The sequence below is a fragment of the Pseudomonas sp. NPDC087336 genome, assembly GCF_044744285.1.
In the GTDB taxonomy this organism is placed as follows: Bacteria; Pseudomonadota; Gammaproteobacteria; order Pseudomonadales; family Pseudomonadaceae; genus Aquipseudomonas.
Genome location: NZ_JBIUYA010000010.1, coordinates 175,159 through 197,752 on the forward strand (window position 1 = coordinate 175,159; position 22,594 = coordinate 197,752).

The following is a 22,594-nucleotide window of genomic DNA, read 5'->3' on the forward strand; positions in this document are numbered from 1 at the left end:
ATTGATGGAGGTCCCTATGATGTCTCAGATTCAGATCATGTCCGTTATCGGCAGCGCCGTTCCCGCCCCGCTCAGAGCGCTTGGCTTGCTCGCCTGCTGGTACCTGGTCCAGGACGGCGAACAAATCAGCGGCCCGCTCACCTCGCTGCCGGACGCCCAGGCGTTGTTCCTGCAAATCGGCATGGGACAGCCAGGCAAGCTCAGTGCCTAAGGCAGCTGAACCCGCGGTTTGGTCTCGATGAAAATGGCCCAGCTCGACATGAACAGGGCCGCGATCAACGGGCCGATGACAAAACCGTTGAGCCCGAACAGCGCCAGGCCACCCAGGGTCGAGATCAGGATCATGTAGTCCGGCATCTTCGTGTCCTTGCCCACCAGGATCGGTCGCAGCACGTTATCCACCAGGCCGATCACGAACACCCCGAACAACCCCAGCACCACGCCTTGCCAGACCGCGCCGGTCAGCAGGAAAAACGCCGCCACCGGCGCCCAGACTATCCCTGCCCCGACCGCCGGCAACAACGACAGAAGCGCCATCAACACCGCCCAGACCAGCGCGCTGGGAATGTCCAGGAACCAGAAGATCATCCCGCCCAATGCACCCTGGGTAATCGCCACCAGCAGGTTGCCTTTCACAGTGGCCCGCACCACGCGATTGAACTTGAGCTGCAAACGGCGTTTCTGGTGCTCCTGCAATGGCACGGCCATACGCACCTTGCGCGCAAGTTCAGCGCCATCGCGCAGGAAGAAAAACAACAGGTAGAGCATGATGAAAAAACTGACGATGAACTCGAACGTACCCTGGCCAAGATTGAACACCTGATTCGTCACCTCACCGCCCGCCATCGCGCTCTTGACGATTTTCTCCCGCAACCCGTTCAACTCGCCCACGCCGAACCGATCGAGCAAATACTGGAAATACGGCGGCAGGCTGTGCTTGAACTGCGTCACATACCCGGCAATGTCCAGCTCACCGCTCTCGATACTCTTGTACAGCGCCGCACCTTCCTGAACCAGCATGAAGCTGATAATGATCACCGGCAGGATCGCAATCACCAGGCAGATGCTCAAGGTACAGAGCGAAGTCAGGTTGCGCTCCCAGCCGAACTTGAGCTGCAGCCGGCGCTGCATGGGCGCAAAGACAATCCCAAGGATCACCGCCCAGAACACCGCACCGTAGAACGGCAACAGGATCCAGATGAACGCGATGCTCACCAACACCAGCAAAACCGCCAGCGATTTATCTTTTAGCGTGTCTTCGTTCATGTCCGATCCTGGCCAGTCACCGGGACGCAACGTTACGTCCTGATGCTTAGGCCGCCACGGCTCGCGCGAGTGCCGTCCGTTTGCGAAATAAGCATAGGAGGAAAGGAGAAGATTTAAGGTCGCCTGCGCAAGTGGCACTTATACTTCTCCAGAAATAGGCTGCCTTTGCTCGTTGAAGCTCAGTGAAACAAATGCCAAAACATCACGATGTGTTGCCCGGCCCTGACATTCTCTTCGACGAAGCGGATTGTGGCTTGCTGCTTACCGCAGAAAATGGCCAGATCGCACAGGTCAACCTCACTTTCTGCCGTTGGCTGGGCTACCCCAGGAAAGAATTGTTAGGTCGTAACATCCAGGAGCTCATGAGTCTTGAATGGCGCACGTTCCATAAGACGTACTGGACGCCCCTCATGCAGATCCAGGGCGTAATTGCCGATGTGAAGTTCGACCTGGTCCACTACAACGGACATTCGATTGCGATGATGCTCAGCGCCGTCAGCTGCGAGCATTCCACTGGCATATTTCATGAGATGACCCTGTTCAAGGCCGAGGATCGGCCAAGGTACGAGCGCGCGCTGCTCAATGCCCGAATGCTCGCTGAAAGGCACTTGGCCAAACACCTCAAGGACCAACGGTTACTGGACATCACCCAGGACAAGTTGCGTATCACTTACGCTGCGGCTGAAGACCGGGCCCTGTTCGCCGAGCAGCTTATCGGAATCGTCAGTCATGACCTGCGCAATCCATTGTCGGCGATAAAAATGGCCACCGAATTGCTGGGTCGCAGGGAGATGGATGCCAAACAGACACAAATACTGGGCCACATCATCCACTCGGCAGAGCGCGCGCAGCGCTTGGTGGGCGATCTGCTGGATTTCACCCTGACGCAGGTCGGGCGCGGTATCGCCGTTGTGCCCAACCCCGTTGATCTGCACGAACTGGTGGCCAACTGTCTGGACGAGCTACGTTTCGCTTTCCCTGGTCATGAACTGAAGCACGAGCGTCTTGGGCAAGGTGACTTTTGTGCAGACAGTGACAGGCTCCACCAGCTCATCGGCAATCTGGTCGCCAATGCCGTTGCCTACGGTGCTGCCGATAACCTGGTCACCATTTCTTCGAGCTTCGAAGATCGCGCCGTCGTTATTACCGTGCACAACCTGGGTTTCCCCATACCACCGGAATTGCTCAAGGACCTGTTCGAGCCGATGATTCGTGGCAGTCATGACAATGCTGAACTCAGGAGTGTCGGGCTCGGCCTGTTCATTGTTCGAGAGATAGCAAGGGCACACGATGGCGAAGTGACTGTATCGTCTTCTCTAACGGGTGGAACGACGTTCACGGCCACCTTTCCACGCTCCGTCACTTAGCCTGGCAAAAAAAGGGGAGCACATGCCCCCCCGAGGTTTAAAGCGTTGAATCGCAGCCGTTAACTCAGCCTTCGATCTCGATCAGGATCTCGCCCGGATTCACCCGGTCGCCCTTGGCCACGTGAATGGCGGTGACTTTGCCGGCGATGGCGGCCTGCACTTCGGTTTCCATCTTCATCGCTTCGGTGATCAGCACAGGCTGGCCCGCCTTGACGGTGTCGCCTTCCTTGACCAGCACATCGACGATGTTGCCTGGCATGGTGGTGCTGACGTGGCCCGGGGCCGACGCCTGCTTGCGCTTGCTGCTGCCACCGCCGACGAATTCGTTGAGCGGTTCGAACACCACTTCTTCCGGCATGCCGTCGATGGACAGGTAGAAGTGACGCTTGCCTTCAGCCTTGACGCCCACACCGGTGATGTCGACGCGGTAGGTTTCGCCGTGGACGTCGATGACGAACTCGGTCGGCACACCTTCGCCGCCGGCCGAAGCGACCTTGCCGGCTTCCGGAATCGGCAACAGCACTTCTGGCGTCAGGGTGCCGGCAGCACGTTCCTCGAGGAACTTGCGGCCGATGTCCGGGAACATGGCGTAGGTCAACACGTCTTCTTCAGACTTGGCCAGGGCACCGATGTCGGCGCGCAGCTTGGCCATTTCCGGCTTGAGCAGGTCCGCCGGACGCACGTCGATCACTTCTTCGCTGCCAATGGCCTGGCGACGCAGTTTCTCGTTCACCGGCGCCGGCGCCTTGCCGTAGCCGCCTTGCAGGTACAGCTTCACTTCGTTGGTGATGGTCTTGTAGCGTTCGCCAGCCAGCACGTTGAAAAACGCCTGGGTGCCGACGATTTGCGAAGTCGGGGTCACCAGTGGCGGGAACCCGAGGTCTTCGCGAACCCGCGGAATCTCTGCCAGCACTTCACCCATGCGGTTCAGGGCGCCCTGCTCTTTCAACTGGTTGGCCAGGTTGGAAATCATTCCGCCCGGCACCTGATTGACTTGAACCCGGGTGTCGACGGCGGTGAATTCGCTTTCGAACTGGTGGTACTTCTTGCGCACGGCGTAGAAGTACAGGCCGATTTCCTGCAGCAGTTCCAGGTCCAGGCCGGTATCGAACTCGCTGCCCTTAAGGGCGGCAACCATCGATTCGGTGCCCGGGTGGCTGGTGCCCGAGGCGAAGCTGGAGATGGCGGTGTCGATGTGGTCGGCGCCGTTTTCAATGGCCTTGAGCTGGCACATGGTGGCCAGGCCGGCGGTGTCGTGCGAGTGAATGAACACAGGCAGCGATTGCTCGGCTTTCAACGCCCGGACCAGTTCGCCGGTGGCGTACGGGGTCAGCAGACCCGCCATGTCCTTGATCGCCACCGAGTCGCAACCCATGGCTTCCATTTGCTTGGCCTGTGCCACGAACGCGTCGATGGTGTGCACCGGGCTGGTGGTGTAGGCGATGGTGCCCTGGGCGTGCTTGCCGGCGGCTTTCACCGCTTCGATGGCCACGCGCAGGTTACGTACGTCGTTCATGGCGTCGAAGATGCGGAACACGTCGATGCCGTTGACCGCTGCCTTGGCGACGAAGGCCTTGACCACGTCGTCGCTGTAGTGGCGATAGCCCAGCAGGTTCTGGCCGCGCAGGAGCATTTGCAGGCGCGTGTTAGGCAAAGCGGCGCGCAGTTGGCGCAGACGCTCCCACGGATCTTCCTTGAGGAAACGGACGCAGGCGTCAAACGTTGCGCCACCCCAGCACTCCAGCGACCAGTAGCCAACCTTGTCGAGCTTGTCGCAGATCGGCAGCATGTCTTCGGTGCGCATGCGGGTCGCGAGCAGCGATTGGTGGGCGTCGCGCAGGATGGTGTCGGTTACATGAATCTTCTTGCTCATTATTCTATTCCTCACAGGCCTGCGTGGGCGGCGATGGCGGCAGCGATGGCCAGGGCCAGCTCTTCGGGTTTGCGCTTGATCGAGTAGTTGGTCAGTTCAGGGTGGCTTTCGACGAAGCTGGTGTTGAACTGGCCGCTACGGAATTCGGGGTTACGCAGGATTTCCTGGTAGTACGCCGCGGTGGTCTTGACCCCTTGCACACGCATGTCGTCCAGCGCGCGCAGGCCTCGGTCCATCGCTTCTTCCCAGGTCAGCGCCCACACCACCAGTTTCAAGCACATGGAGTCGTAGAACGGTGGAATGGTGTAGCCGGTGTAGATCGCCGTGTCGGTCCGTACGCCCGGACCGCCGGGTGCGTAGTAACGGGTGATCTTGCCGAAGCTGGGCAGGAAGTTGTTTTTCGGGTCTTCGGCGTTGATCCGGAACTGCAGTGCGAAACCGCGGTGCTGGATGTCTTCCTGTTTCACCGAGAGCGGCAGGCCGGACGCAATGCGGATCTGCTCGCGTACGATGTCGATGCCGGTGATTTCTTCGGTGATGGTGTGCTCCACCTGCACCCGGGTGTTCATTTCCATGAAGTACACCTCGCCCTCGGCGAGCAGGAACTCCACGGTACCGGCGTTCTCGTAACCCACCGCCTTGGCTGCGCGCACCGACAGGTCACCGATGTAGGCGCGCTGTTCCGGGGTCAGTTGCGGGCTCGGTGCGATTTCGATCAGTTTCTGGTTGCGGCGCTGGATCGAGCAATCACGCTCGAACAGGTGCACCACGTTGCCAAAGCTGTCGCCGAGGATCTGCGCTTCGATGTGCTTGGGGTTGACGATGCACTTTTCCAGGAACACTTCCGCGGAACCGAACGCCTTGGTGGCTTCGGAAATGACGCGCGGAAACGCCTGTTCAAGTTCTTCACGGCTGTTGCAGCGACGGATACCGCGACCGCCACCACCGGAAGTGGCCTTGAGCATCACCGGGTAACCGATACGGTCGCCTTCGGCCAGGGCCTCTTCGATACCGGCGACGTTGCCTTCGGTACCCGGCGTGACCGGAACGCCCGCCTTGATCATGCTGCGGCGTGCTTCGGTCTTGTCACCCATGCGGCGAATGACTTCAGCCGATGGACCGATGAATTTGATCCCGCGTTCGGCGCAGATGTCTGCCAGCTCGGCGTTTTCCGAGAGGAAACCGTAACCAGGGTGCAAGGCATCGCAACCGGTTTCCACGGCCAGGTTCACCAGCTTGCGCGGGTTCAGATACCCTGCCAGTGGCTCGGCACCGATACTGTGGGCCTCATCCGCACGCTTGACATGCAAGGCATGGCGATCGGCGTCGGAATAGATCGCGACCGAGCGAATGCCCATTTCGGCACAAGCGCGTACGATTCGTACGGCAATCTCACCGCGGTTGGCGATCAGGATCTTTTTTATCACTTGGAGTTTCCCTTGATCCGGTGGTACCCACGACCTGCTAGACGAGGTCGACGCGTGACCAAATGTTTCAGTTTGGTCGCAACGCCACACTAGCGCTCACAAGGGATTAACAAAAATGAATAATTATTGGGTCATGCATAAGTAAAGACTTATAGTTGACACACCAGCCTGTGGCCAGAGTGTTCAAATAATGCGTAAGTCCTTGATGCGTATGACATTACGTCAATTGCAGATCTTCAACGAAGTCTGCGACCTGAGGTCCTACAGCCGCGCAGCCGACGAAATGTCCCTCACGCAACCGGCTGTCAGCCTGCAGATTCGTCAGCTTGAGGAACTGGTGGGCCAGCCCCTGTTCGATTATGTCGGCAAAAAGCTCTACATGACCGAAGCCGCAGAAGCCCTGCAACGGGCGAGCCGGGATATTTTCGGGCGCCTGGAAAACCTCGACATGCAGCTGTCGGACATGCAGGGCTCACTGCAAGGCCAACTGAAACTGGCGGTGGAATCGAGCGCCAAGTATTTCGTACCGCACCTGTTTGCCGCCTTCAAGCGCCAGCATCCGGAAGTGAACCTGCAGCTTACCGTGGTCAATCGCGCCCAGGTGATCCGGCGACTGTCGGACAACCGCGACGACCTGGTGATCATGTCCATGGTGCCGCAGGACATGGGGCTCGAGTTCCTGCCATTCCTGAACAATCCGATCGTTGCGGTAGCACCACCCGACCACCCGCTGTGCCACCAGGGGCCCTTGCGCCTGCAGGACCTTGAGCCTTACACCTTGCTGATGCGCGAGGTGGGCTCGGGAACGCGATTGGCCTGCGAAGAATACTTCAAGGAGAAGCGCGTGCACTTCAACCAGACCCAGGAGGTCTCTTCGGCCGAAGCCCAGCGCGAATGCGTGCTGGCGGGTCTGGGCGTGGCGCTGTTGACGCGCCACGCCCTGAACCTTGAATTGGCCACCGGCGGCTTGATCGAGTTGCCGATCGAAGAACTGCCGCTCTACCGCAGCTGGTGCCTGGTACAGGCCAAGGCCAAACGCCTGTCACCGGTGGCTCACGCGTTCCTTGCGTTCATTCGTAGCGAACGAATTCAGATCAGCGCGCTGGTTGAGCGCTTCGACGGGAAGTCGGCGCTGCCGCTTGCCAGTAGTTGAGTTCCAGGTCGCCCGAAAAATCAGCGATCTCGGCCAGAAGCTGACGCTGCTCACAGCGATCTTCGATCGCACGGCGAAACGCCATGCGGCGCTGGTCTTCCTGCTGACGACGGGTTTTGACGACGCTGTTGCGTTCTTCGTAGGGGGCCATTTCAATTCTCCCAAGTCGAGTACGGGAGTTTCAAGATAGGCGCGAGGGATGACGGTTTGGCGGCGGGTCGGTTACAGACAGATGAACCCTGTAGGAGCTGGCTTGCCAGCGAAGAGGCCCGAAAGACAAACACACACCTCAAGAACGCCTTCGCCGGCAAGCCGGGCTCCTACAAGTCAGTCGTCCAGCGCTTTCACCGACTTCGGTGACAGGCGCAAGCTGCGCAGGCTGCGCTTGACGCTCTTGAGGTGGTTGACCAGGCTCGGCCCGCGGGCCATGGCCACGCCCATGGCCAGCACGTCGATCACCACCAGGTGGGCGATACGCGAGGTCAGCGGCGTGTAGATTTCGGTGTCTTCATGTACGTCGATGGCCAGGTTGACGGTCGACAGCTCGGCCAAAGGCGTCTGGCTCGGACACAGGGTGATCAACGAGGCGCCGCTCTCACGCACCAGGTTGGCGGTGATCAGCAAATCCTTGGAGCGGCCGGACTGCGAAATGCAGATCGCCACGTCGCTGGGTTTGAGGGTGACCGCCGACATCGCCTGCATGTGCGGATCGGAATACGCCGCCGCCGTGAGCAGCAAGCGAAAGAACTTGTGCTGCGCATCTGCCGCCACCGCACCGGAGGCGCCGAAACCATAGAACTCGACGCGCTGGGCCTGGGACATGAGCGTCACCGCGCGCTGCAACTCCAGCGGATCGAGCTTCTCGCGAACTTCCATCAGCGTGTGCAGGGTGGTGTCGAAAATCTTCAGGCTGTAGTCCGCTACCGAATCGTCCTCATGGATCGCGAACTGCCCGAAACTCGCGCCTGCCGCCAGGCTCTGGGCCAGCTTCAGCTTCAAGTCCTGGAAACCCGAGCAACCGATGGCGCGGCAAAAGCGCACGATGGTCGGCTCACTGATCCCCACGCTGTGGGCCAGGTCAGCCATGGAACTGTGCATCACGGCCGCAGGATCAAGCAGAACGTGATCGGCGACCTTGAGCTCCGACTTGCGTAACAGGTGGCGAGACTGGGCGATGTGTTGCAGCAGATTCAAAGGGCTGGACTCTTTTTTATTTGGCAGGCGCCGGGGATGTAGCACGCTTGTAGTTATACTACATGAATCGCCTTTTTGCCCGCTGAATAAGTAACTGAATTGTCTTCGCCACACCCTGTTTAGGCGGGATGGGCCGTATGTAGCAGCGGATCCGGCCTTTGCCGCCAAGGATTTTTTGCGAAAAAAAGCCCGCAGTGTGAGCGGGCGAAAGACCAAAGAAGCTATATGCGCAGTCGCTTCCCTGAGGAGAAAGCTGCTTGGGGGATCAGCTTCCTCGGTACGTTGAATAGCTGTAGGGCGAAATGAGCAGCGGCACATGGTAGTGATCCTGCTCGGCAGAGATGCCAAAACGCAGCACCACCACATCCAGGAAAGCAGGCGTAGGCAACTGGACGCCACGGGCGCGGTAGTAGTCGCCCGCATGGAACTGGACCTGATAGACCCCGGTCCGGTAGTCATCGCCCTGCAGCAGCGGTGCATCGACACGGCCGTCGCTGTTGGTTATCGCGCTGGCGACCAATTCCAGGTGCGATCCTTCAACGCGGTACAACTCGACCTTGATCGAGCTGCCCGGGCAACCATGTGCAGCGTCCAAAACGTGTGTAGTCAAACGTCCCATTGATTCTGCGCGCCTGCCTGCATGGAGCAGCCAGACTTCGCGCCTCCCGAAGTCAGATGAAAAGGAGACCGCACCGATTCGGAGCACGAAAAGCTGCGGCGAGCGATTGATTAAGACACTTTTCAAAAAAATTGTACACAATAAAAACGACATTTTTTCGACTGGCGGCGCCAACGATCGAAATCACGCCGATTTCCTGCGGATCCTCACAACCGCTGGCGCTCACAATCATTAACTGACCAGTCAGGCAGATTTCTTGCAGGTGCATGTCAATCGCGCGTAAAGATGACCGTTAACGAAAAATGCAAAAAATCAGGCTTACAAAGTGAATATAAAGTTGTATACAATCATCCCATCGCTGTGACGCCAGCCAGTGATCCAACCTTTTAGTCGCGTCACACCAACTGTCACCACGAATACAAGAAGGAAGACTGCAGTGAGCGCTGACTACCCTCGCGACCTGATCGGTTACGGCAGTAACCCTCCGCACCCACACTGGCCGGGCAATGCCCGCATCGCCCTGTCATTCGTACTCAATTACGAAGAAGGCGGCGAGCGCAACATCCTGCACGGCGATAAAGAGTCCGAAGCGTTTCTTTCGGAAATGGTTTCCGCCCAGCCGCTACAGGGCGCGCGCAACATGAGCATGGAATCGCTCTACGAGTATGGCAGCCGCGCCGGTGTCTGGCGGATTCTGAAGCTATTCAAGGAATTCGACATTCCGTTGACCGTCTTCGCCGTGGCCATGGCCGCCCAGCGTCACCCGGATGTGATCCGCGCGATGGTCGATGCCGGCCACGAGATCTGCAGCCACGGCTACCGCTGGATCGACTACCAGTATATGGATGAGAATCAGGAACGCGAGCACATGCTTGAAGCGATCCGCATCCTCACCGAAATCACCGGCGAGCGTCCGCTGGGCTGGTACACCGGTCGCACCGGCCCCAATACCCGCAAGCTGGTGATGGAAGAAGGCGGTTTCCTCTACGACTGCGACACCTACGACGACGACCTGCCCTACTGGGAACCGAACAACCCGACCGGCAAGCCGCACCTGGTGATCCCGTACACCCTGGACACCAACGACATGCGCTTCACCCAGGTCCAGGGTTTCAACAAGGGCGACGACTTCTTCGAATACCTCAAGGATGCGTTCGACGTGCTCTACGCCGAAGGCGCCGAAGCCCCGAAAATGCTGTCGATCGGCCTGCACTGCCGCCTGATCGGCCGTCCGGCGCGTCTGGCTTCGCTCAAGCGCTTTATCGAATACGCTAAAAGTCATGAACAGGTGTGGTTCAGCCGCCGCGTCGACATCGCACGCCACTGGCAGGAAACCCACCCGTACCAAGGGGCCGCGAAATGAGCGCCTTTCAAACATTGAAACCCTCGACCTTGAGCCGCGACGCCTTCGTCAAAGCCTTCGCCGACATCTACGAACATTCGCCATGGGTGGCCGAAAAGGCCTTCGACCTGGGCCAGGACGCATCGATCGACGAGATCGAAACCCTGCACCAGCGCATGAGCGACATCCTGTTGAGCGCCGATCACGCCAGCCAGTTGGCACTGATCAACGCTCACCCGGACCTGGCCGGCAAAGCTGCCGTCCAGGGCCAGTTGACCGAAGCCAGCACCCATGAACAGGCTGGCGCCGGTATTCACCAATGCACGGCCGAAGAGTTTTCTCGCTTCACCGAGCTGAACGACGCCTACAAGGCCAAGTTCAAGTTTCCCTTCATCATGGCGGTAAAAGGCAGCAACCGGCATCAGATCCTCGCGGCGTTCGAAACGCGCATCCACAACTCGGTCGACACCGAATTCAAATGCGCGCTGGCGCAGATCAACAAGATTGCCCTGTTCCGATTACTGACCCTATAGCGAGTTTTGCCCGAGTGTTAAAAACGCTGAAGCACCCAGGGCACTGCAAGCATCCCAAGCCAACTTATTAAAGGCAGACAAGAAGAATGAAAGCTTACGCCGTACCTTTCGAGAAGTTCGTCAACCTGGCCGACGCCCGCCTGGGCACCAAAATCATCTCGGTCACCGATGATTGGTTCGCAGACGCCAACCGTCTGTTCCAACCGACCCCGGCCGTGTGGAAGGAGGGCGTGTTCGATGACAACGGCAAGTGGATGGACGGCTGGGAGTCGCGCCGCAAGCGCTTCGAAGGCTTCGACAGCGCAGTAATCCGCCTGGGCGTGCCAGGTTCGATCAAGGGCGTGGACATCGACACTTCATTCTTCACCGGCAACTTCCCGCCGTCGGCTTCCCTGGAAGCCTGCTTCCTGGCCGAAGGCGAGCCGAACGAAAACACCCAGTGGACTGAAGTGCTGTCGGCCGTCGAACTGCAAGGCAACAGCCACCACTACCACGAAATCAGCAACGACCAGGCGTTCAGCCACCTGCGCTTCAACATCTATCCGGATGGCGGCGTGGCACGTCTGCGCGTGTACGGCATCCCGTTCCGCGACTGGTCCGCCGTGGGTGACAACGAGCAAGTCGACCTGGCTGCAGCCCTCAACGGTGGCCGCGCCCTCGCCTGCTCCGACGAACACTTCGGGCGCATGAGCAACATCCTCAACCCGGGCCGTGGCATCAACATGGGCGACGGCTGGGAAACCGCACGCCGTCGCACGCCAGGCAATGACTGGGTGATCGTCGCCCTGGGCCATGCCGGCGAGATCGAGAAAGTCATCGTCGACACCCTGCACTTCAAGGGCAACTACCCGGACAGCTGCTCGATCCAGGGCGCGTTCGTGAAAGGCGGTACCGACAGCCAGATCGAAACCCAGTCGTTGTTCTGGCGCGAACTGCTGCCAAGCCAGAAGCTGGAAATGCACGCCGAACACACCTTCGCCGAGCAGATCAAGGCACTGGGCCCGATCACTCACATCCGCCTGAACGTGTTCCCGGATGGTGGTGTGAGCCGCCTGCGTGTTCTGGGCAAGGTCGCTAAATAAGGTGTAGATGATCGTTCCCACGCTCCGCGTGGGAATGCATACCGTGACGCTGCGCGTCACAGTGGACGCGGAGCGTCCATGGCGGCGTTCCCACGCAGAGCGTGGGAACGATCAAATTCAAAAGATTAAGAAGACCAGCATGCGCACACTGACGATTGAACCGCTGACCAAAGAAGCCTTCGCCCCTTTCGGTGACGTGATCGAAACCGACGGCAGCGATCACTTCATGATCAACAACGGTTCGACCATGCGCTTCCATAAACTGGCGGTGGTCGAAACCGCAACGCCAGAGGACAAGGCGATCATCAGCATTTTCCGCGCCGACGCGCAGGACATGCCGCTGACCGTCAGCATGCTGGAGCGTCATCCGCTGGGCAGCCAGGCTTTCATTCCGCTGCTCGGCAACCCCTTTCTGATCGTGGTCGCGCCACTTGGCGATGAACCTGTATCAGGCTTGGTCCGCGCCTTCGTCACCAACGGCAGGCAGGGCATTAATTACCATCGCGGCGTCTGGCACCACCCGGTGCTGACGATCGAAAAGCGGGATGACTTCCTGGTGGTTGATCGCAGTGGCACAGGCAATAACTGCGATGAGCATTTTTTCAAAGAGGATGAGCGTTTGATCCTCGCCCCCCACCAATAAGAGAAGGTCTGATCACTCGACAACAAGAGTGACAGGCGAGAGGTAAAGACTGTGGAAGCACATCTGTTGGAATGGCTGAACCTGAGCGTGCGCTGGGTTCACATGATTACTGGCGTGGCCTGGATCGGTGCGTCGTTCTATTTCGTCTGGCTGGAAAACAACCTCAATCGGGTCAACCCGAAAAGCGGTCTGGCCGGTGACTTGTGGGCGATCCACGGCGGCGGTATCTACCACCTGGAAAAATACAAACTGGCCCCACCCACCATGCCGGACAACCTGCACTGGTTCAAATGGGAAGCCTACTTCACCTGGATGTCGGGTATCGCGCTGCTGTGCGTGGTGTTCTACTCCAACCCGACGCTCTACCTGCTGGCTCCGGGCAGCACCCTGAGCGGCCCTGAAGGCGTGGCCATCGGCATCGGCTCGCTGTTCATCGGCTGGTTCGTCTACTCCTTCCTTTGCGACTCGGCCTTGGGCAAACGCCCTGCCCTGCTGGGTTTCATCCTGTTCGTGCTGATCATCGGTGCCGCCTATGGCTTCAGCAAGGTGTTCAGCGGTCGTGGTGCGTACCTGCACGTCGGCGCGATCATCGGCACCATCATGGTCGGTAACGTGTTCCGCATCATCATGCCGGCGCAACGCGCACTGGTGGCGGCCATCGCCGAGAACCGCACGCCCGATCCGGCGCTGCCGGCCAAAGGCCTGCTGCGTTCGCGTCACAACAACTACTTCACCTTGCCCGTGCTGTTCATCATGATCAGCAACCACTTCCCGAGCACCTATGGCAGCCAGTACAACTGGTTGATCCTGGCCGGGATCGCGGTGCTGGCGGTGTTGGTGCGTCATTACTTCAACACCCGTCACGACAGCCACAAGTTTGCCTGGACCCTGCCGGTGGCAGCGGTGGGCATGATCTGCCTGGCCTACGTGTCTGGTCCGAAGCCGATGTCCAGCGCCCCGGAAGTGGCCAAGGCACCTGCCGCGATCGAGTACCAGCCTCTGCCGGAAACAGCAGTGGGTGGTGGTTTGAAACCGGCTGAAGCAAAACCTGCCGAAGCCCCTGCAGCCGCGCCAGCCCAAGCGTCCAACGCCGGCCCTGGTTTCGACAAGGTGCACAGCGTGATTCAGGAACGTTGCGCGGTGTGCCATTCGGCCAAACCGACCAGCCCGCTGTTTAGCGCCGCGCCCGCCGGCGTGATGCTCGACACCCCCGAGCAGATTCGCCAGAACGCGGCGCGCATCCAGGCTCAGGCCGTCGCCACCCAGATCATGCCATTGGGCAATATCACCCAGATGACCCAGCAGGAACGTGACCTGATTGGCGCCTGGATCGTTCAGGGTGCTCCGACCAATTAATCGCTGAAAAGCTTCGCTGGCAAGCCAGCTCCTACAGGTCCTTCGAAACCCTGTAGAAGCTGGCTTGCCAGCGATTGGCCGCAACGCGGTCTACCTGATGCAAAAAATCACAAGAATAAAAATGATCCGAGGTGTTGCATGTCCGAGCTCTCCCAAGCACGCATCCCCGACGCACCCGCCATTCAGCGTTTGCCCCTTTTGCAACTGATCCTGGTCGGTCTGCAACATGTTCTGCTGATGTACGGCGGCGCCATCGCGGTGCCGCTCATCATCGGACAGGCCGCTGGCCTGAATCGTGAAGAAATCGCCTTCCTGATCAACGCCGACCTGCTGGTCGCCGGCATCGCCACCATCGTCCAGTCTCTTGGTATCGGCCCCATGGGTATCCGCATGCCGGTGATGATGGGCGCCAGTTTCGCCGCCGTCGGCAGCATGGTCGCCATGGCGGGCATGCCGGGCATCGGCCTGCAGGGGATCTTCGGCGCAACCATCGCCGCTGGGTTCTTCGGCATGCTCATCGCGCCGTTCATGTCCAAAGTCGTGCGTTTCTTCCCGCCTCTGGTCACCGGCACGGTCATCACCTCGATCGGTTTGTCGCTGTTCCCCGTGGCCGTGAACTGGGCCGGCGGCGGTGCTGGTGCCGCTCAATTCGGTTCACCGATCTACCTGACCATTGCCGCGCTGGTGCTGGGCACCATCCTGCTGGTGCATCGCTTCATGCGCGGTTTCTGGGTCAATATTTCCGTGCTGATCGGCATGTGCCTGGGCTATGTGCTCTGCGGCCTGCTGGGCATGGTCGACCTCAGTGGCATGGCCCAGGCGCCATGGCTGCAATTTGTCACGCCGCTGCACTTTGGCATGCCGAAATTCGAGCTCGCGCCAATCCTCTCGATGTGCCTGGTGGTGGTGATCATTTTCGTCGAGTCCACCGGGATGTTCCTGGCCCTGGGCAAGATCACTGGCCAGGAAGTCTGCCCGCGTATGTTGCGTCGCGGCTTGTTGTGTGACGCTGGCGCCTCGTTCTTCGCCGGCTTCTTCAACACCTTCACCCACTCCTCCTTCGCGCAGAACATCGGCCTGGTGCAGATGACCGGCGTCCGTTGCCGCTCGGTGACCATCGTGGCCGGCGGCTTGCTGATCGTGTTGAGCCTGCTGCCCAAGGCCGCACTCCTCGTGGCCTCGATTCCACCGGCGGTGCTGGGCGGCGCGGCGATCGCGATGTTCGGCATGGTCGCCGCCACTGGGATCAAGATCCTGCAGGAAGCCGACATCGGTGACCGACGCAACCAATTGCTGGTGGCGGTCAGCATCGGCATGGGCCTGATCCCGGTAGTACGCCCGGAGTTTTTCGCCCACCTGCCGGTGTGGATGAGCCCGATCACCCACAGCGGTATCGCCATGGCGACGCTCAGCGCCCTGACATTGAACCTGCTGTTCAACATCCTCGGCGGCGCCGAACGCGCGGCCATCAACGACTGCCACGCCCACTAAGACAGAAACTCCCCCCCCCTGTAGGAGCCGGCTTGCCGGCGAAAGCGGAATGTCAGACGACATCGATGTCGGACTTGCCGACCCCTTCGCTGACAAGCCAGCTCCTACAGGGGCAGGGGTTTCCTGCGCCTTGAAAAATAAAAACAAGAGGGAGCAACAGATGATTCGGACACAGAAAAACATGCTGTTGGGTGCTGGCCTCCTGGCCGCGAGCCAAGCCATGGCCGGTGATTTGCTGTTGTGGCAAACCAACAGCCTGAGCTATCTGTACGGCAAGGATTTCGCGGTCAACCCGTCGATCCAGCAGACGATCACCTTTGAACACGCCGATCGCTGGAAGTACGGCGACAACTTCATGTTCGTCGACAGCACCTACTACAACGGCGAGAAAGACCGCAACAAAGGCGCACACGCCTATTACGGCGAGTTCAGCCCGCGCCTGTCCTTCGGCAAGATCCTCGACCGCCGTTTCGAATTCGGCCCGATCAAGGACGTGTTGCTGGCCATGACCTACGAGAATGGCGAAGACGACAGCGAGGCCTATCTCATTGGCCCCGGCTTCGACATCGCGATACCGGGTTTCAACTTTTTCACCTTGAACTTCTACTATCGCCAGACCGAAGGCTCGCGTCCCGGTGACGACGTCTGGCAGATCTCGCCGGCCTGGTCCTACACCGTGCCACTGGGCAATTCGAGCCTGTTGATCGACGGCTACCTCGACTGGGTCGTCGACAACGACCAGAACTCGCGCGGCACCTATCACGCCAACCTGCACTTCAACCCGCAGATCAAATACGACCTGGGCAAAACCCTCGGCTGGCGGGAGAAACAGGTGTACGTCGGCGTGGAATACAGCTATTGGAAAGACAAGTACGGCATCGAAAACAACAGCAACCTCGACACCCATGAAAGCACCACCAGCCTGCTGGTGAAGGTGCATTTCTAAGATGATCCGCAACCGTGCCCCAAACCTGTCGTCGGTGCGCTGTTGCGGGGCACTTGAGACCTGGCCGAGGAGTCAGTATTCTCCGCGGCCGCCTGAATCCGCTTTAAAAAAAAGCCCGGATTTAATTCCTGACCAGAAAGCCAACTTATCCCGGCTCTGGACGGTACCAAGGCATCCCCAAACCACTCTCAATCGACTGTTTTTGAGCAGCCGAGCGGGAGTTTTTTTGTTTTTTGAAAGCCTTGGCGCAGCTCTTGCTAACAGCACAAAGCTGACCGAATGGATGATTTTTTGCAGCTACAGAATAAGGCGCCACACCAGAGCGTCGACCTTAAAAAAATAACGTGAAACCACTACTTTTTGGGAGCAACCGAATGAAACGTACGTGCACTAGCCTGATGCTGGCGGGATCGTTGCTGGCGGGGGGTCAGGCCATGGCCGGCGACTTGCTGCAATGGCAGAACAACAGCCTGACCTACCTGTATGGCAAGGACTTCCAGGTCAACCCGCGCATCCAGCAGACGGTGACCTTCGAACACGCCGACGGCTGGAAATACGGCGACAACTTCTTCTTCATCGACAAAATCTTCTACAACGGCAAGGAAGACTCTTTCGCAGGTGAGAACACCCACTACGGCGAATTCAGCCCGCGCCTGTCGTTCAACAAGATTTTCGATCAGAAGCTGGAGTTCGGCCCGATCAAGGACGTGCTGCTGGCCATGACCTATGAGTTCGGCGAAGACGACACCGAGTCGTACCTGATCGGCCCGGGTTTCGACCTGGCCATCCCCGGCTTCGACTACTTCCAGCTGAACTTCTACAACCGTCACACCGAAGGCGACCGTCCGGGTGACGATGTCTGGCAGATCACTCCAGCCTGGTCCTACACCATCCCGGTGGGTGACTCGGACGTGCTGATCGACGGCTTCATGGACTGGGTCGTCGACAACGACGTGAACGACAAAGGCGAATACCACGCCAACCTGCACTTCAACCCACAGGTCAAATACGACCTGGGCAAGGCGCTGAACCTGGGCGCCAAGCAACTGTACGTGGGTGTCGAGTATGACTACTGGAAAAACAAGTACGGTATCGAAGACAGCCAGGGCTTCAAGACGGATCAGAGCGTGACCAGCTTCCTGGTCAAGGTGCACTTCTGATCCGGCGTCTGTAACGACGCCTTCGCGGGCAAGCCCGCTCCCACAGGTTATTTCGTCGTACGAAGATTTTGTGTTCGACGCCAATCACTGTAGGAGCGGGCTTGCCTGCGAATGCAACGCCGCCAATCTCAAGCCGAAACCACAGGCTCCGCCAACCCGAGAAACCGGCAAATCTCCCCGCGCTTGGCCAACGCATCGCGCCGCCCCAGATCAATCAACTCGCTGCAATACCCCGCCTCGAACAGCAGATAACTCAACACCCCTGCCCCACTGGTCTTCGTCGCACCCGGCCCACGCAAAAACAGACGCAGTGCCGCTGGCAGTTCCTGGCGATGGCGCGCGGCAATCTCGTCGATCGGCTGGCTGGGTGAAATCACCAGCACCTCCACTGGCGCCACCCCCAGCGTTCGGATCGGCGTGCCATCGGGCATGAGGCGGCTGAACTGATTCAAGCGCTGCAAGAGCTCGATATCGCTTTCCAGGCTATCGATGAACGTACTGTTGAGCATGTGTCCACCGATCTGCGCCAGGGTTGGCTGCTGACCCGTGTAGGCGCGTTGCAGCGGTTGTTCCGGGTCGACCCCGCGCGGGTTACCGCTGACGCCCACCACCAGCACCCGATTGGCGCCCAGGTGCAGGGCCGGGCTGATGGGCGCCGATTGGCGCACCGCGCCGTCGCCGAAATACTCTTCGCCGATTTTCACTGGAGCGAACAGCAGCGGAATGGCCGAACTGGCGAGCAAATGGTCAACCGACAATTGTGTGGGAACGCCTATCCGCCGATGACGCAACCAGGCGTCGATGGTGCCGCCACCCTGATAGAACGTCACCGCCTGACCGGATTCGTAGCCGAACGCCGTGACCGCAACCGCCTGCAATTGCTTCTGTGCGATGGCGTGGGCAATGCCGCTCATGTGCAATTTGTCGTCGAGCAACCCGCGTAGCGGCGAGCTGTTGAGCAACGCCACGGGCACCTGGGCGCCAAGGCCCAACAAGCTGTGACTGACGAACCGGGTGGCCTGGCTGATCACGCCCGGCCAGTCGCTGCGCAACACCAGGTGGCTGCGAAAACCTTGCCAGAACGCCGTCAGCCGCTCGATGGCCGCGCGAAAATCCATCGCCCCGCTGGCCAGGCTGACCGCATTGATCGCCCCGGCGGAGGTGCCGACAATCACCGGAAAAGGATTGTCCGCGCCCAAGGGCAGCAACTCGGCAATCGCCGCCAGCACGCCCACCTGATAGGCCGCCCGAGCCCCGCCGCCGGAAAGAATCAACCCAGTGACGGGTTCAGCAGGACTCATCGCAACACTCCATGGTGCATTTCGGGATCGGCCGTTCAGCCGCGTTTTGCATACAGCTTCTGTTCACCGGGCGGACGGCTCTTGAAGCGGCGATGGGCCCAGAGGTATTGCTCAGGACAATCACGCAAGACGCCTTCGATCCATTGGTTGATGCGCAAGCAGTCGGCTTCTTCGGTTTCACCGGGGAAGCCTTCGAGCGGTGCGTGGATCACCAGGCGATAACCACTGCCGTCCCCCAGGCGCTCCTGGGTGAACGGCACCACCAGCGCCTTGCCCAGTCGCGCGAATTTGCTGGTGGCGGTGACAGTGGCGGCCTGTATGCCGAACAACGGCACGAAAATGCTTTGCTTGGCGCCATAATCCTGGTCTGGTGCGTACCAGATCGCACGGCCGGCCCGCAGCAACTTGAGCATGCCACGCACGTCCTCGCGCTCCACGGCGAGCGAATCGAGGTTATGCCGCTCACGACCGCGACGCTGCACATAGTCGAATAGCGGGTTCTTGTGTTCGCGGTACATGCCGTCGATGGTGTGCTGCTGGCCGAGCAGCGCCGCACCGATTTCCAGCGTGGTGAAGTGGACGGCCATCAGGATCACGCCCTTGCCTTCGCGCTGGGCATTCTTCAGGTGCTCCAGGCCCTCGACATGGGCCAGTTTCGCCAACCGCTCGCGCGACCACCACCAACTCATCGCCATTTCGAAGAAGGCGATACCGGTGGATGCGAAGTTTTCCTTGAGCAGACGCTTGCGCTCGGCTGCGGATTTTTCCGGGAAGCACAGTTCGAGATTGCGCTTGGCAATGCGCCGCCGGTCGGCCGCTGCTCGATACATCAAGGCACCCAGGCCCCGACCGATCCACAGCAATGCAGGATACGGCAGCTGGACAATCAGCCATAACAGCCCCAGGCCGCACCAGAGCGGCCAGAAACGCGGCATCAGAAAAGTTGTTCGAAAACGCGGGCGATCCATTAAAGGTTCCGAAAAGACGTTGGCCGCGCATTCTACATCGTTCGACCCGGCTTGCGGCTCGCCGGCGTTCTCGTTATAAGTCTCGGCACTTTTAGTGACAAGTCGTTGTATGCCGACCATGAGCCAAACCGAACCGCTAGACCAAGATCCCGTGTTCCAGTTGAAGGGCAGCATGCTTGCCATAACGGTGCTGGAACTGGCCCGAAATGACCTTGAAGGCCTCGATCGGCAGTTGGCCGCCAAGGTCGCCCAGGCGCCGAACTTCTTCAGTAACGCGCCGTTGGTCCTGGCCCTGGACAAGCTCCCGGCCAACGGCGGCACCGTCGATCTGCCCGGCCTTATGCGCATCTGTCGCCAGCATGGCCTGCGTACCCTGGCCATCCGCGCCAGCCGCATCGAAGACATCGCGGCGGCCATCGCGGTCGACCTGCCGGTGCTGCCGCCGTCCGGGGCCCGTGAACGGGCGCTGGACCTGAACGAAGGCGTCGTGGCGAAAAAGCCGGAAAAACCAGCGGAACCGACCATCAAGCCGACGAAAATCATCACTTCGCCAGTACGCGGTGGCCAGCAGATTTATGCCCAGGGCAGCGATCTGGTGGTGATCTCCTCGGTCAGCCCGGGGGCGGAACTTCTCGCCGATGGGAACATCCATGTATACGGCCCGATGCGCGGTCGCGTGCTGGCCGGCGTCAAGGGCGACACCAAGGCGCGGATTTTCTGCCAGCAAATGAGCGCTGAGCTGATCTCCATCGCCGGTCATTACAAGGTTTCCGAAGATCTGCGCCGCGACCCTTTGTGGGGCTCGGGCGTGCAGGTCAGCCTGTCAGGCGACGTGTTGAACATCATTCGGCTTTAACGGATACTGCCGCATTTTCCAAGCATCTCTAAAACGTAGCGAAAACGGCTCAAACGAAGTAGGAAACAGGCTACAAACAGTGTTTACCGGGGGTAAATGCCGTCTGCGGCCATATTCCAGCCAAGGCTGTCCCGCTGCTGTAGTTTTCAAGAGATGTTTTTCAGGGGCTAAAAGTCCTTTTTCCTTAGGGGTGAAACACCTTGGCCAAGATTCTCGTGGTTACATCCGGCAAGGGTGGTGTGGGTAAGACCACCACCAGCGCCGCTATCGGTACCGGCCTCGCTCTGCGCGGTCACAAAACAGTCATCGTCGACTTCGACGTCGGTTTGCGTAACCTTGACCTGATCATGGGTTGCGAGCGCCGTGTGGTGTATGACTTCGTCAACGTGGTTAACGGCGAAGCCAACCTGCAACAGGCCCTGATCAAAGACAAGCGCCTGGAAAACCTCTACGTACTGGCGGCCAGCCAGACCCGCGACAAAGACGCGCTGACGGTCGAAGGCGTGGAAAAAGTCCTGATGCAGCTCAAGGAAGACTTCGAGTTCGTGGTCTGCGACTCCCCGGCGGGTATCGAAAAAGGCGCCCACCTGGCCATGTACTTCGCTGACGAAGCGATCGTCGTGACCAACCCGGAAGTGTCCTCGGTGCGTGACTCCGACCGCATGCTCGGGCTGCTGGCCAGCAAGTCCCGTCGCGCCGAACGCGGCGAAGACCCGATCAAGGAACACCTGCTGATTACCCGCTACCATCCAGAGCGTGTGAGCAAGGGCGAAATGCTCGGCGTCGAAGACGTCAAGGAAATCCTCTCGGTGGCCCTGCTCGGCGTGATCCCTGAATCCCAGGCGGTGCTCAAAGCATCCAACCAGGGCGTTCCGGTGATTCTCGACGACCAGAGCGATGCCGGCCAGGCCTACAGCGATACCGTTGACCGCCTGCTGGGCAAAACCGTGGAACATCGTTTCCTCGATGTACAGAAGAAGGGATTCTTCGAGCGCCTGTTTGGAGGCAACTAAACAATGAACCTTTTTGACTTCTTTCGTGCCAACAAAAAGCAAAGCACCGCGTCGGTAGCGAAAGAGCGTCTACAGATCATCGTGGCGCACGAACGCGGCCAACGCAGTACCCCGGATTACCTGCCAGCCTTGCAGAAGGAACTGGTCGAAGTGATTCGCAAGTACGTCAATATCGGGTCCGATGACGTACACGTCGCACTGGAAAGCCAGGGCAGCTGCTCGATTCTGGAACTCAATATCACCCTGCCAGATCGCTGAGTCGATCCGGGTGGAACCACGGCGGTTCAGGCCAGCAGGCCTGAACCGCCGTTGGCGTTTGTAACGAGGCTGTTTGATGCCGCTGTCCAATATCCACATCATCCATGAGGACGCCGCTGTCCTGGTGGTAAACAAACCCACCCTGTTGCTCTCCGTGCCCGGCCGGGCCGACGACAACAAGGACTGCCTGATTACCCGCCTGCAGGAAAACGGCTACCCGCAAGCGCGAATCGTCCATCGACTGGATTGGGAAACCTCCGGCATCATCCTGCTGGCCCTTGATGCCGACTCACACCGTGAACTGTCCAGGCAATTTCACGACCGCGAAACCGAAAAAGCCTACACCGCATTGTGCTGGGGCCAGCCGGCGCTCGACAGTGGCAGCATCGACTTGCCGCTGCGCTACGACCCGCCGACCAAGCCACGCCACGTGGTGGACCATGAATTCGGCAAACACGCCCTGACCTTCTGGCGCGTGCTGGAGCGCTGCGGCGATTGGTGTCGCGTCGAACTCACGCCGATCACCGGCCGTTCCCACCAATTGCGCGTGCACATGCTGTCGATCGGTCACCCGCTGCTGGGCGACGGACTCTACGCCCACGAGCAAGCCCTGGCCGCCTGGCCACGCCTCTGCCTGCATGCGAGCATGCTCAGCTTCACTCACCCACAAAGCGGTGAGCGACTGCGCTTCGAGTGCCCTGCTCCGTTTTGAGCGGGTCACACGCAAGCGCATTGAAAACGCCCTG

Annotated in this window: 24 protein-coding genes; 15 read left to right on the forward strand and 9 right to left on the reverse strand. The window is 59.6% G+C overall.

Going from position 1 to position 22,594, the window contains the following annotated elements; translation table 11 throughout:
• Positions 1-19: 19 nt before the first annotated feature.
• Positions 20-211 (forward strand): hypothetical protein, encoded by a 192-nt coding sequence (locus tag ACIO0C_RS12875; protein ID WP_401312418.1) that lies wholly within the window; start codon positions 20-22, stop codon positions 209-211.
• Here ACIO0C_RS12875 and ACIO0C_RS12880 read toward each other — a convergent pair.
• Positions 208-1,266, reverse strand: a complete 1,059-nt coding sequence (locus ACIO0C_RS12880) for an AI-2E family transporter (RefSeq protein WP_401312347.1) — start codon at positions 1,264-1,266, stop codon at positions 208-210. The two genes, ACIO0C_RS12875 and ACIO0C_RS12880, sit on opposite strands and share 4 nt — an antisense overlap.
• A 191-nt stretch (positions 1,267-1,457) precedes the next feature.
• On the opposite strand from ACIO0C_RS12880, the gene ACIO0C_RS12885 reads away from it, so the two are divergent.
• Positions 1,458-2,633: an ATP-binding protein gene (locus ACIO0C_RS12885; protein ID WP_401312350.1), complete on the forward strand. Its 1,176-nt coding sequence runs from the start codon at positions 1,458-1,460 to the stop codon at positions 2,631-2,633.
• 64 nt (positions 2,634-2,697) lie between these two features.
• On the opposite strand, the gene oadA is transcribed toward ACIO0C_RS12885, so the two are convergent.
• Both oadA and ACIO0C_RS12895 read right to left on the reverse strand, forming a co-directional pair.
• Positions 2,698-4,506, reverse strand: a complete 1,809-nt coding sequence (gene oadA, locus ACIO0C_RS12890; protein ID WP_401312353.1) for a sodium-extruding oxaloacetate decarboxylase subunit alpha — start codon at positions 4,504-4,506, stop codon at positions 2,698-2,700.
• An 11-nt stretch (positions 4,507-4,517) separates the two neighbouring features.
• Complete coding sequence (locus ACIO0C_RS12895; RefSeq protein WP_401312356.1) at positions 4,518-5,933, reverse strand: acetyl-CoA carboxylase biotin carboxylase subunit; 1,416 nt, start codon at positions 5,931-5,933, stop codon at positions 4,518-4,520.
• 190 nt (positions 5,934-6,123) lie between these two features.
• On the opposite strand from ACIO0C_RS12895, the gene ACIO0C_RS12900 reads away from it, so the two are divergent.
• A complete protein-coding gene (locus ACIO0C_RS12900; protein ID WP_401312359.1) occupies positions 6,124-7,086 on the forward strand; it encodes a LysR family transcriptional regulator in 963 nt (320 codons plus the stop codon).
• Here the strand turns inward: ACIO0C_RS12900 and ACIO0C_RS12905 are convergent.
• The 4 genes from ACIO0C_RS12905 to ACIO0C_RS12920 form a co-directional block, all read right to left on the reverse strand.
• Positions 7,028-7,237 (reverse strand): PA3496 family putative envelope integrity protein, encoded by a 210-nt coding sequence (locus tag ACIO0C_RS12905; protein ID WP_401312362.1) that lies wholly within the window; start codon positions 7,235-7,237, stop codon positions 7,028-7,030. The two genes, ACIO0C_RS12900 and ACIO0C_RS12905, sit on opposite strands and share 59 nt — an antisense overlap.
• 176 nt (positions 7,238-7,413) lie before the next feature.
• Positions 7,414-8,280: a transcriptional regulator HexR gene (gene hexR / locus ACIO0C_RS12910; RefSeq protein ID WP_008056956.1), complete on the reverse strand. Its 867-nt coding sequence runs from the start codon at positions 8,278-8,280 to the stop codon at positions 7,414-7,416.
• A 265-nt stretch (positions 8,281-8,545) separates the two neighbouring features.
• Positions 8,546-8,899 (reverse strand): hydroxyisourate hydrolase, encoded by a 354-nt coding sequence (gene uraH / locus ACIO0C_RS12915; protein WP_401312366.1) that lies wholly within the window; start codon positions 8,897-8,899, stop codon positions 8,546-8,548.
• A 52-nt stretch (positions 8,900-8,951) separates the two neighbouring features.
• Complete coding sequence (locus tag ACIO0C_RS12920; protein WP_401312369.1) at positions 8,952-9,167, reverse strand: hypothetical protein; 216 nt, start codon at positions 9,165-9,167, stop codon at positions 8,952-8,954.
• Positions 9,168-9,335: 168 nt separating this feature from the next.
• Between ACIO0C_RS12920 and puuE the strand changes: the two genes are divergently transcribed.
• From puuE to ACIO0C_RS12960, 8 genes are all read left to right on the forward strand, one after another.
• The gene (gene puuE, locus ACIO0C_RS12925) at positions 9,336-10,262 is read left to right on the forward strand and encodes an allantoinase PuuE (protein WP_008056957.1); all 927 of its coding nucleotides are present in this window, start codon (positions 9,336-9,338) and stop codon (positions 10,260-10,262) included.
• Positions 10,259-10,774 carry a 2-oxo-4-hydroxy-4-carboxy-5-ureidoimidazoline decarboxylase gene (gene uraD, locus ACIO0C_RS12930; RefSeq protein WP_401312372.1) on the forward strand — a complete coding sequence of 172 codons (516 nt, stop codon included), beginning with the start codon at positions 10,259-10,261 and terminating at the stop codon, positions 10,772-10,774. Before puuE ends, uraD begins: the two co-directional genes overlap by 4 nt.
• An 86-nt stretch (positions 10,775-10,860) precedes the next feature.
• Positions 10,861-11,856 (forward strand): allantoicase, encoded by a 996-nt coding sequence (gene alc / locus ACIO0C_RS12935; protein WP_401312375.1) that lies wholly within the window; start codon positions 10,861-10,863, stop codon positions 11,854-11,856.
• Between the two features lie 139 nt (positions 11,857-11,995).
• Entirely contained in the window at positions 11,996-12,499 is a 504-nt protein-coding gene (locus tag ACIO0C_RS12940) for an ureidoglycolate lyase (protein WP_401312420.1), read from the forward strand.
• Between the two features lie 51 nt (positions 12,500-12,550).
• The gene (locus ACIO0C_RS12945; RefSeq protein ID WP_401312378.1) at positions 12,551-13,855 is read left to right on the forward strand and encodes a urate hydroxylase PuuD; all 1,305 of its coding nucleotides are present in this window, start codon (positions 12,551-12,553) and stop codon (positions 13,853-13,855) included.
• Between the two features lie 138 nt (positions 13,856-13,993).
• Entirely contained in the window at positions 13,994-15,346 is a 1,353-nt protein-coding gene (locus ACIO0C_RS12950) for a nucleobase:cation symporter-2 family protein (RefSeq protein WP_401312381.1), read from the forward strand.
• A 160-nt stretch (positions 15,347-15,506) separates the two neighbouring features.
• A complete protein-coding gene (locus ACIO0C_RS12955; protein WP_401312384.1) occupies positions 15,507-16,292 on the forward strand; it encodes an outer membrane protein OmpK in 786 nt (261 codons plus the stop codon).
• Positions 16,293-16,666: 374 nt separating this feature from the next.
• Complete coding sequence (locus tag ACIO0C_RS12960; RefSeq protein WP_046817966.1) at positions 16,667-17,452, forward strand: outer membrane protein OmpK; 786 nt, start codon at positions 16,667-16,669, stop codon at positions 17,450-17,452.
• Positions 17,453-17,580: 128 nt separating this feature from the next.
• On the opposite strand, the gene ACIO0C_RS12965 is transcribed toward ACIO0C_RS12960, so the two are convergent.
• Positions 17,581-18,753 carry a patatin-like phospholipase family protein gene (locus ACIO0C_RS12965; protein ID WP_401312387.1) on the reverse strand — a complete coding sequence of 391 codons (1,173 nt, stop codon included), beginning with the start codon at positions 18,751-18,753 and terminating at the stop codon, positions 17,581-17,583.
• 35 nt (positions 18,754-18,788) lie between these two features.
• On the reverse strand, positions 18,789-19,721 hold the full coding sequence (locus ACIO0C_RS12970) for a lipid A biosynthesis lauroyl acyltransferase (RefSeq protein ID WP_401312390.1): 933 nt from the start codon (positions 19,719-19,721) through the stop codon (positions 18,789-18,791).
• 118 nt (positions 19,722-19,839) lie between these two features.
• On the opposite strand from ACIO0C_RS12970, the gene minC reads away from it, so the two are divergent.
• The 4 genes from minC to ACIO0C_RS12990 all read left to right on the forward strand — a co-directional run bounded on the left by minC (position 19,840) and on the right by ACIO0C_RS12990 (position 22,560).
• A complete protein-coding gene (minC, locus tag ACIO0C_RS12975; protein WP_401312393.1) occupies positions 19,840-20,577 on the forward strand; it encodes a septum site-determining protein MinC in 738 nt (245 codons plus the stop codon).
• Positions 20,578-20,777: 200 nt separating this feature from the next.
• Entirely contained in the window at positions 20,778-21,590 is an 813-nt protein-coding gene (minD, locus tag ACIO0C_RS12980; RefSeq protein WP_008056976.1) for a septum site-determining protein MinD, read from the forward strand.
• A 3-nt stretch (positions 21,591-21,593) separates the two neighbouring features.
• A complete protein-coding gene (minE, locus tag ACIO0C_RS12985; protein WP_007974947.1) occupies positions 21,594-21,848 on the forward strand; it encodes a cell division topological specificity factor MinE in 255 nt (84 codons plus the stop codon).
• Between the two features lie 76 nt (positions 21,849-21,924).
• Positions 21,925-22,560: an RluA family pseudouridine synthase gene (locus ACIO0C_RS12990; RefSeq protein ID WP_401312397.1), complete on the forward strand. Its 636-nt coding sequence runs from the start codon at positions 21,925-21,927 to the stop codon at positions 22,558-22,560.
• Positions 22,561-22,594: the final 34 nt, after the last annotated feature.